The 8,602-nt window shown below is 65.0% G+C and carries 7 protein-coding genes; all 7 read left to right on the top strand.

Going from position 1 to position 8,602, the window contains the following annotated elements; all coding sequences use genetic code 11:
* Positions 1–743 (top strand): UbiA family prenyltransferase (locus tag EI28_RS11105; RefSeq protein WP_231476771.1); only part of this gene is annotated, 743 nt, incomplete at its 5' end.
* A gap of 2 nt (positions 744–745) precedes the next feature.
* On the top strand, positions 746–910 hold the full coding sequence (locus EI28_RS14120; RefSeq protein ID WP_155937377.1) for a hypothetical protein: 165 nt from the start codon (positions 746–748) through the stop codon (positions 908–910).
* Positions 911–1,381: 471 nt separating this feature from the next.
* A complete protein-coding gene (locus EI28_RS11100; RefSeq protein WP_231476770.1) occupies positions 1,382–2,362 on the top strand; it encodes a sugar phosphate isomerase/epimerase in 981 nt (326 codons plus the stop codon).
* Positions 2,340–3,803, top strand: a complete 1,464-nt coding sequence (locus tag EI28_RS11095; protein ID WP_048114872.1) for a thioredoxin-like domain-containing protein — start codon at positions 2,340–2,342, stop codon at positions 3,801–3,803. The genes EI28_RS11100 and EI28_RS11095 overlap by 23 nt, the downstream gene beginning before the upstream one ends.
* Positions 3,804–3,876: 73 nt before the next feature.
* The gene (locus tag EI28_RS11090) at positions 3,877–4,470 is read left to right on the top strand and encodes a fasciclin domain-containing protein (RefSeq protein WP_048114870.1); all 594 of its coding nucleotides are present in this window, start codon (positions 3,877–3,879) and stop codon (positions 4,468–4,470) included.
* 266 nt (positions 4,471–4,736) lie between these two features.
* Positions 4,737–7,145, top strand: coding sequence for a PD-(D/E)XK nuclease family protein (locus EI28_RS14990; RefSeq protein ID WP_231476768.1), 2,409 nt, complete (start codon positions 4,737–4,739; stop codon positions 7,143–7,145).
* Positions 7,142–8,515, top strand: a complete 1,374-nt coding sequence (locus EI28_RS14985; protein WP_231476773.1) for an ATP-binding protein — start codon at positions 7,142–7,144, stop codon at positions 8,513–8,515. Before EI28_RS14990 ends, EI28_RS14985 begins: the two co-directional genes overlap by 4 nt.
* Positions 8,516–8,602: the final 87 nt, after the last annotated feature.

Here is an 8,602-nt window from a genome sequence, read left to right as displayed (position 1 = left end):
TGTTCGGATTTGCAAATAATGCCAAACTGATTCAACCAACCCGACAGATCGTCGTCCAACTTTTCGTGTACAGTTCCCTCTGCCTCTCAATTACAGGGGCGGCGATGGTGTACATCTCGTGTTTCCTGCAAGGCCTCCCCTTCGACCTGGTTGCCGCAGCAATACTGATGCTTATCGTATTCGCCGTCTACAACCTCAACCGCAAAACCGACGAAGACGAGGACGTCATAAATCACACAGAACGGTATGCATTCACGAAGAAATACGAATCCATCCTGTTTCGCTCTGCGATCGGCGCCTACATCATCGCTATCTGCCACTCCGCTCTCCAGGGGGTCGACAGTTTGCTGGTAACAGCTGCTCCTCTGGTCGCCGGGATCGTCTACAGCGTGCCACTTTTCCCTGCCGGGTTCGGGTTCCGGCGATTAAAAGAGATCCCAATCATGAAGAGTCTGACTGTGGCGTTCTCCTGGACCATTCCCACGGTCCTCCTGCCAGTCTGCCATGCCGGCCTTCCCGTGGACGCCGCCACCGGTATCGTCGGGATCTTCTTTTTTTTCCAGGTATTCATCAACACAGTTGTCTTCGATCTGCGTGACGTGGAGGGGGACGCCGCATCGGGAGTCAGGACGATTCCGACGATCCTCGGCACACGGAAGACGCTCTTTCTCCTCACGGGGCTGAACCTGACCGTCGGAACCGTACTGGTGTTCACCGGCGGAGCCTGTCGGGTCTCTGTGTAGCGTTGCTGCTGGCTTCGGGCACGATCTACGCCCAGGGATATCTTCTGGGCTTCCGGCGGTTCGGGAAAGAGAAACTCTTCTTCGAACTGTTCACCGACGGAGAATTCATCCTGCTGGCCATCATCCTCTACCTCCTCACCCTTGCAGTTCAGTATCTCCCGGTATGAACAGCCGTGAAGATTCATTGAAGAGGTGAAAATTCATCGGCACAATAAATGTCTGGCAGCCGGAGAGCATCTTAGAGTACGACATGAGATCTCCCCGCGGCAGCGATCCGCTGAAGAGTAATCCCGATGGTCAATCCCCCGAGGCACAGGAGCGGGGGACGCATACGTTGCACGATGCAGAAACGGGAGGGGTCCTGCTGCAGAAAGAGGAGAAGCCGCAGCGATGGGGATGCTCTTCATGCATGTACTACGACCCCGGGCGCGCCTATTGCACCTACATCCATGCTCCCGTGGACATACTGTTCGTCTGTCCGCAGGTTCTCGACAGGTGTAGGCAGCCCCCGGGGCCTGCACAGTAAGGTTGCGCCGTTCGTCAGGCAATATCTCCAGAGACCGCTCCTGCCGGGCGGGAGAGAAGAGGGATCGGGATCCCCAACGTTTTTGTGATCGCCCCGCTATAGCCAGACTGTCATGCCGGGTGCGGACTACATCTACCCGAACGTCACCGAAGTAGCCCAACGAGGCGGGCTCCTCGAGCGCTGGCTCCTCGCCGAGCCGCTCGGGTGTGCGTATATCGAGATCCCTGCCGACTTCGTCAAGAACAAAACGGAGGTGGAGCGGACGGGGCAGGAGATCGGGTCGATCCTCAACCGATCGTCCGTCGAGCTCCTTTACGAGCAGGACACGGCCCTTCCGGGCAACCTCAGATACCTCCTGCACACCGAACCGGCCATCCCCAGGAGAGACCCGCACGGCAGGCAGGCGACGGCAAACCTGCGGTGGCGCGACCCCGGCTGGGTGGCTGATTTCGGGGATATGCTCCTTGAGATCGAGGACTTTCTGGGTATCCCTCCGGAGATAATCGAGATACACCCCGGCGACCGGAGGAACACCCACGCCGATATCGTCACGGCGATGCACGCCCTGATCGCCGCCCACTGGAACGCCTTCGGGACGGAACCGCTGGTGCTGCTCGAGCACCATAAGGACCAGAGCATCTCCACGGGTAGCCAGATACGGTCGTTCTGGGCGACACTCAAAGATATCCATCCCGAGATCGCCGGGCTGGCCGGGATAGCACTCGATCCCTGGCACCTCCACGCCGCCGCGAAAGAGGACTTTCCCGGATCTCTTGGCGAGGTTCCGCCCGATTCCCTGCAGGCGTTTCATATCCACAACGATCTCCGGCCTCCGTCGCCGGAAGACAGGGTGCCCTGGCCGCAGGTCTTTGGGGTGATCGCCGACGTCTCAAAGACGCCCCGCATAAAACCCGTGGTCTACCAGAAGAGCAGGTTCCCGCGGCGATTAACTTCTGCAGAGAGATGCTCGCCGCGCCGCGGGCGGCATACGCCGGGCCGCCTGCATGACGGTTCGGCCCGACCCCGATCCTCGCCAACATTCATAACCTCAAACTGCCACAGGGTGTCGCATGACACCGATAGCCGCGCCTGATTTCCCCCCCGGTCTCGAGTGGCTCAACATCGACCGCCCCCTCTCCATCCGCGATCTCTCGGGCAGGGTAGTGCTGCTCTCGTTTGAGACGTTCACCTGTTCGAACTGCATGCGGCTGGCACCGGATCTCCGGCGGCTCGAGGAGAGGTATCCCGAGCTGGTGGTCGTCGAAATTCATTATCCCGGGTTTGAATCCGCCGCGGTCGGCGGGAACTTCCGGGAGGCCGTGCGCCGTGCCGGGCTGAAGCACCCCGTCGCCATCGACCGCAATCGCCTGCTCTGGCAGACCTTCGGCATCAAGGACTGGCCGACCTTCGTCCTCATCGACCCGGGAGGGAACGTGGTCGGGAAGACCGCCGGCGAAGGGCTCTACGGCAGGCTCAACCCGAAGATCGACCGGATGACGGCGGAGTTCGGGCAGCAGGGCCTGCTTGAGAAAGGACGGCTGTCGCCGGGAACCTCTCCGGAGACGGCACGGGAAACGAGCCTGTATCGTCCCGGAAAAGTCGCGGCGGACAACGCCGGGATGCACCTGTTCATAAGCGATACCGGGCATCACCGGATCGTCGTCACCGGCGGGGACGGAAAGATCCTGGAGACGATCGGCTCCGGGGCTGCCGGAAACACCGACGGACCGTTCGATGAAGCCGCATTCTACCTGCCTGAGGGCCTTGCGTTCGACGAAGAGGCAGGCATCCTCTACGTTGCGGACACCGGGAACCACACGATCCGCCGGGTCTCCTGTGCTGAGCGGCGGGTCACGACGATTGCCGGGACGGGCCTTGCCGCCCCGTCGGCAGGCGTTGCCGGACCGGGCACCGAAACCGCGCTGAACGCGCCGCGGGATCTCGCGCTGCTGGGCGGCCACCTCTACATCGCGATGGCGGGGGCAAACCAGATCTGGCGGATGGAGCTCGCCACCCACAGGGTGGAGCCGTATGCCGGTTCCGGCCGGGAAGGGCTGGTCGACGGGCCGCCCGGAAAGGCCGCCTTCGCCGGACCTGCCGGCATCGTCACCGACGGCGAGGCACTCTTTGTCGCCGACAGCGGGGCTTCGGCAATTCGCCGCATCAAGCGGGGAATGGTCGAGACCCGTATCGGGCATTCCCCGGACGACTTCGGCGACCTCGACACCATCGCCCGGATGGCGCGCATCCACCGACCGATGGGCATCGCTTACAGGGACGGTTCGCTCTATATCGCCGACACCCATAACCACAAGATCAAGCAGTTCGACCTGGAGACCGGCTGGGTTCTCACCCGGGCGGGAGACGGCGAACGCGGCTACCGGGACGGACTCTCAGGGGACGCGAGGGTGAACGAGCCGGGCGATCTGGTCGACTTCGGGGGACTCTGGTACATCGCCGATACCGGCAATCATACCGTCAGGGTCTACGATCCCGTCCGGCACGTCGTCTCGACCCTGACGCTCTGGAAATAGGCGTCCCGGGAGCAGTACTTTATGTAGGGGCAACGAGAGAGGAGGGTCGGAGTTACAGTCTCCAGGGGGAACCATGCGAACGGATTACGCACTGTGCATAACCGCTCTGGCAATCGGGGCGGCGGTTCTCATCTGCGGCTGCACGGGCCTGCCGGGAGACGGCGACCAGAACCGGACGAACGAAACCCCGGTCGGCGGGAGTCTGACGGCCGACGAGGTACTGGTCCGGGACGGCAACTTCTCGGCGTTCGTCCGGGCTCTCGATGCCGCCGGGATCAAGGGGACGCTCGCCGGGTCGGGGCCCTACACCGTCTTTGCGCCGACGGACGAGGCTTTTGACCTGATTCCGGAGACCATGATGGAAGAACTCTTCGACGACCCGAAGGGCAACCTCGCGGAGACCCTGCTCTACCACATGGCTCCGGGGGGTTATGCGGCGTCCGACATCGCCGCAAACGAGACCATTCCGACCGTGCAGGGCAACACGATCACCGTCGACGCCGCCGGCGAGAGCGTGACGGTGAACGGGGCACGGGTAATCCGGGCAGATATTCCGGCCGCGAACGGCGTCATCCACGCCATCGATGCGGTCATGATTCCGCCGGACGTGACCCTGTCGCCGACGAACGAGACCCCCACAAACGTGACGGCGAACACGACCGGGTGAGGGGAGGGCGATCACCCTCTTCCCGGGGGTGCGACAAGGCGTATACGTTGGTATACGGAATGTGCTCGTACCTGCAGGCTTGTTCCTTCAAAGGCGCGGGCGCATTCCCGGAACCACCCCGGGAACATCGGGCGGGATAACCGGTCGAGGTCGATCCGTCGCGAACCTCCATTGTAGCGGATCGTTAAAGAAACCACGAATAACAACTGTTTTCCCACGACCGCACAAACAGAGAATCGCAAAGAGAGTCATCCCAGAGTTCGTCCATGCCACGCTTCAACCTCAGCCCGTCGCTCATCGGCCGGTTCTTCTACCACGACTGCGAACGCCACCTCCGCTACCACGCGACCCCGGAGCAGGAGCGCGCCGGAGCCGGCATCCCGGCGGCCGCGATCGACACGAGCCCGGTGACGCGGGCTCTCCTCGATGCCGGCATCCGGTGGGAGGAGGAGGTGATCCGGACGAAACTCGCGGGCAGGGTACGGCTCCCGGACGGGGCGGGGCCGATCTCCGGGCGGTCGTTCTCCATCGAAGAGAGTTTCGACCTCCTCCCCCGGCTTACTCCGGGCGAGGCAATCTACCAGACGACCATTCCGGTCTCGGTCCACTTCCTGCAGAACTACGATCTCGACCCCGGGATGCACCGGTTCTCCCCCTGCCGCCCGGATCTCATCAGGGTCGATGAAGAAGGACGCCTGCAGATCATCGACATCAAGGCAAGCGAAGAACTCAGCGTCAGCCACCGGATCCAGGCGACATTGTACGTCCTGATCCTCGAGCACGCCCTGGACCTGCTCGGGCTCGATCTCCCGGTCGACCGGAACCGGGCGGGAATCTGGCTTTACGGAGAGGACGAACCGGAACCCTTCGACCTGCACCTCAACATACGGGTGATCGAGGACTTCTTCCGCCACCGCCTCCCGGGTATCCTTGCCGGCCCGCCGGGGGACGTGCCCTGGCACCTCACCTCGCGGTGCGAGTCCTGCGAGTTCTACCCCCACTGCCGCGCCGAGGCGGAGGCCTCCTCCTCGGTCTCGCAGATTCCGGGGCTCTCGCCCATCGGGCGGCGCTACCTGCGGGAGGCGCCGTGGGACGGCGGGCTCTCGATCAATGCGCTCTCCGACCTGGAGGCGTTCCTCCGTGACCCGGAGAGCGATGGCTGCCTCGACAACTGCGGGTCGCTTGCCGGCCAGGGCGACCGCCTGCGGGCGACCGTCCGGGCGCTCACCACGGGGGAAGTCGTTTCGCTCGACGCGACCTCGCTCGCGCTCCCCGTCTACGAGGATATCGCCGTCGTCCTGACCATCCAGAAGGATCCCGTATCCGGCCGGACATACGCCCTCGGGTTCCGGCGGAGCAGGGGCAAAGCCGTCTACGGGACGCCCTCGCACGAAGAAATCTTCGTCGCGGCGGATCCCGGCGACTGCGCCCGGGTGCGCCGGGAGTTCATCCGGGCGCTCGCCGCGGAACTCGAGACTGTCGACGGGTACAACCGGGGCCGCGACTGGGCCGAACAGGAGTCGGTGCAGACCTACGTCTACGACACCTACGAGGAGGAACTCTTCACCCGGCTGCTCGAAGAGGCGCTCGACGATCCTGTGACCGCCGAGGACGCTCTCAGGCTGCGGTTCTACTACCAGGATCCCGGCATCGCTCTCGGGTCAAGCCACCCGAGCACTTCCGTCCCCTTCCCGACCGTCGTCCTGACAAGAGAGAGCCGGCGGCTGCTCGCGCTTCCCGTCCCGTTCACGCTCCGCCTGCCCGAGGTTCTCGCGGCAATCCCCTCCTCCCGGTTCGCGTACCGGCTCGACCCAAGCTCCCTCTTCTGGAGCGAGCACGGCAACGCCATGAAGAGCGACGCCATCATCATGGCGTGGCACGGGAAACGGCCGGAGGCTCTCGACTGGGTGCGGCAGGAGGTCTCGCGCCGCCTGCTCGCCGCGGGGAGCGTCCTCGACGGGCTCCGCGAACGGACGAAGGAGAAACTCGTGCGGTGGGCGGAGAAGTTCCGGTTCCCGGGCTCGTGGGACGCCGCAACGCCGGAGATATCGCGTCTCCTCTTCATCGCGGAGTACGAGTCGACCATGGGCGCACGGCAGGTGCAGGAACTGCGGAGCAGGCCGCGGGAGGCAAGGGTCCGGGACGGCGTCAGCATCCCCCTCAAGAAGAGCGAGGGGAACTTCTGGAAGGTGCTCACCCCCCTGGATCTCGCGCTCTTCGAGCAGTCGCGGGCGTCAGTTACCTCCTCGTGCCGGACGGCGAGGCGGGCGAGGAGGCGGAGCGGGCGTTCGACGATCTCCGTTACCGGAGCAGCCCGAACCCCGGGAACAGCGGGGTCTGCTTCGCAAGGGTCCGCGACACCATCGTCGACCGGACGGCCGGGGAGGTCAGGGGTCTCGTGCTGGAGGTGGGCTACCCCCGCGATCACGCACCTTTTGCCGAGGGCGATCTCGCGGTGCTGCACCCCCGGTTCACGGACTTCACCGTCCCGCGCTACGTCGACCGCCTCCTTGCTCTCGACGAGCAGCCGGAGAACGCCTTTATCCGCCTCCTCCGCGACCCGCGGGGGTTCGCCGCGCCGATCCCCGAGCCCGGAGAGGTCGGCGCCGACGCCGGACGGCTCGCCCGCGATGCCGGGTTCACGAAAAGCCAGAACCGGGCGTTCTCGCACGTGACGGAGAACCGCCTGACCCTGGTCTGGGGGCCGCCCGGAACCGGGAAGACGCATTTCCTCGCGACGGCGATCCTCTCGCTCGTCAAAGCCCGGCGGGCGCACGGGGAGCGGATCCGGGTGGGGGTTGCGGCGTTCACCCACGCGGCCGTCGAGAACCTGCTTGTCAAGGTGCAGGGCTCGGTCGACGCGTTCGGCCTTACTGCAGGCCTTCCGATCTACAAACTGAGGGATATCCGGACGGCCGGTGGGGAGCGGAGCCTCGAGGTGCTGCCCCACGACCGGGCCGAGACCGTCGTCGGCTACCCGGCCCTCCTCCTCGGCGGGACGGTGCACGGTTTCGCAAAACTCGAGAAGTCCCTCCCGTCCCTCGATCTCCTGATCGTCGACGAAGCGTCGCAGATGCGGGCGGCGGAACTCGCGATGGTGCTCCCGATGCTCAGGCAAGGCGGAAGGCTCGTCCTCGCGGGAGACGATCTCCAGCTCCCCCCCGTCGTCCAGGGGGCGTATCCGGCACCGGTTGACGGTCTCCCCGGGCTCGAAGACTCCGTCTTCGCCTACCTCCGGCACCGTGACGACCCCTCCCGCCCCGTCTACACCTGCCAGCTCCAGGAGAACTGGCGGATGAACCGCACCCTCTCGCGGTTCCCGGCGGAGACGCTCTACGGAACCGGGTACGCCCCCGCAACCGACGCGATCTCGGGGCGGCGGATCGCCCTCGCCCCCGGTTCGCCGGGCGAGGAGTGGATGGAGTGGGTCCTCGATCCGGCATACCCGCTCGTGCTCTGCGTCCTCGAGGGCGTCCGGACGACGGTGGAGAACCGGGTCGAGGCGGCGCTGGCCGCCCGACTCGCCGGGGCGCTCCGGGAGAGGCTCCTCGACCCCGGCTCGGGAGAACGGTACCCGGCGACGGAAGACGGGGATTACCGCTTCTGGCGGCACGGGCTCTTCATCGTCAGCCCGCACCATGCCCAGATAGGCGCCATCAAAAGCAGTCTCGCCGGGGTGCGGGCCTGGAAGTATCCGCCGTTCGTGGACACCGTCGACAAGATGCAGGGGCAGGAGGCGGAGAGCGCGATCATCAGTTACGGCGTGAGCGACGTCGAGACCGCCCTTCGCGAGGCCGAGTTCATCTACAGCAGGAACCGCCTGAACGTATCGCTGACCCGGAGCCGGGCGAAGTGCGTGGTCTTCCTGCCCCGGCCGCTCCTTGAGCCGCCGCTCGAACTGGTGCAGAACGAGAAGGCGGCGGCGGGGCTTCGGCACATGCTCGACCTCCAGGAGTTCTGCCGGGCGCACGGGGAGAAGCGGACGTTCGACCTCGACGGCGAGGAGGGCGTCCGGCTCACGGTGATGCGGGCGCGGGTGGAGTGAGGGGTTCGTCGGATCGCGTTGTGAGAATAAGGCTGTTAGAACGCCCTCTAGTTGTCCCGATGCACTGGACCGTGGGGATATCGCCAT

This window comes from Methanoculleus sp. MH98A, assembly GCF_000691865.1.
Lineage (GTDB): Archaea > Halobacteriota > Methanomicrobia > Methanomicrobiales > Methanoculleaceae > Methanoculleus.
The sequence above is the reverse complement of the archived record's forward strand: the minus strand, read 5'-3'. Positions and strand labels throughout refer to the sequence as shown.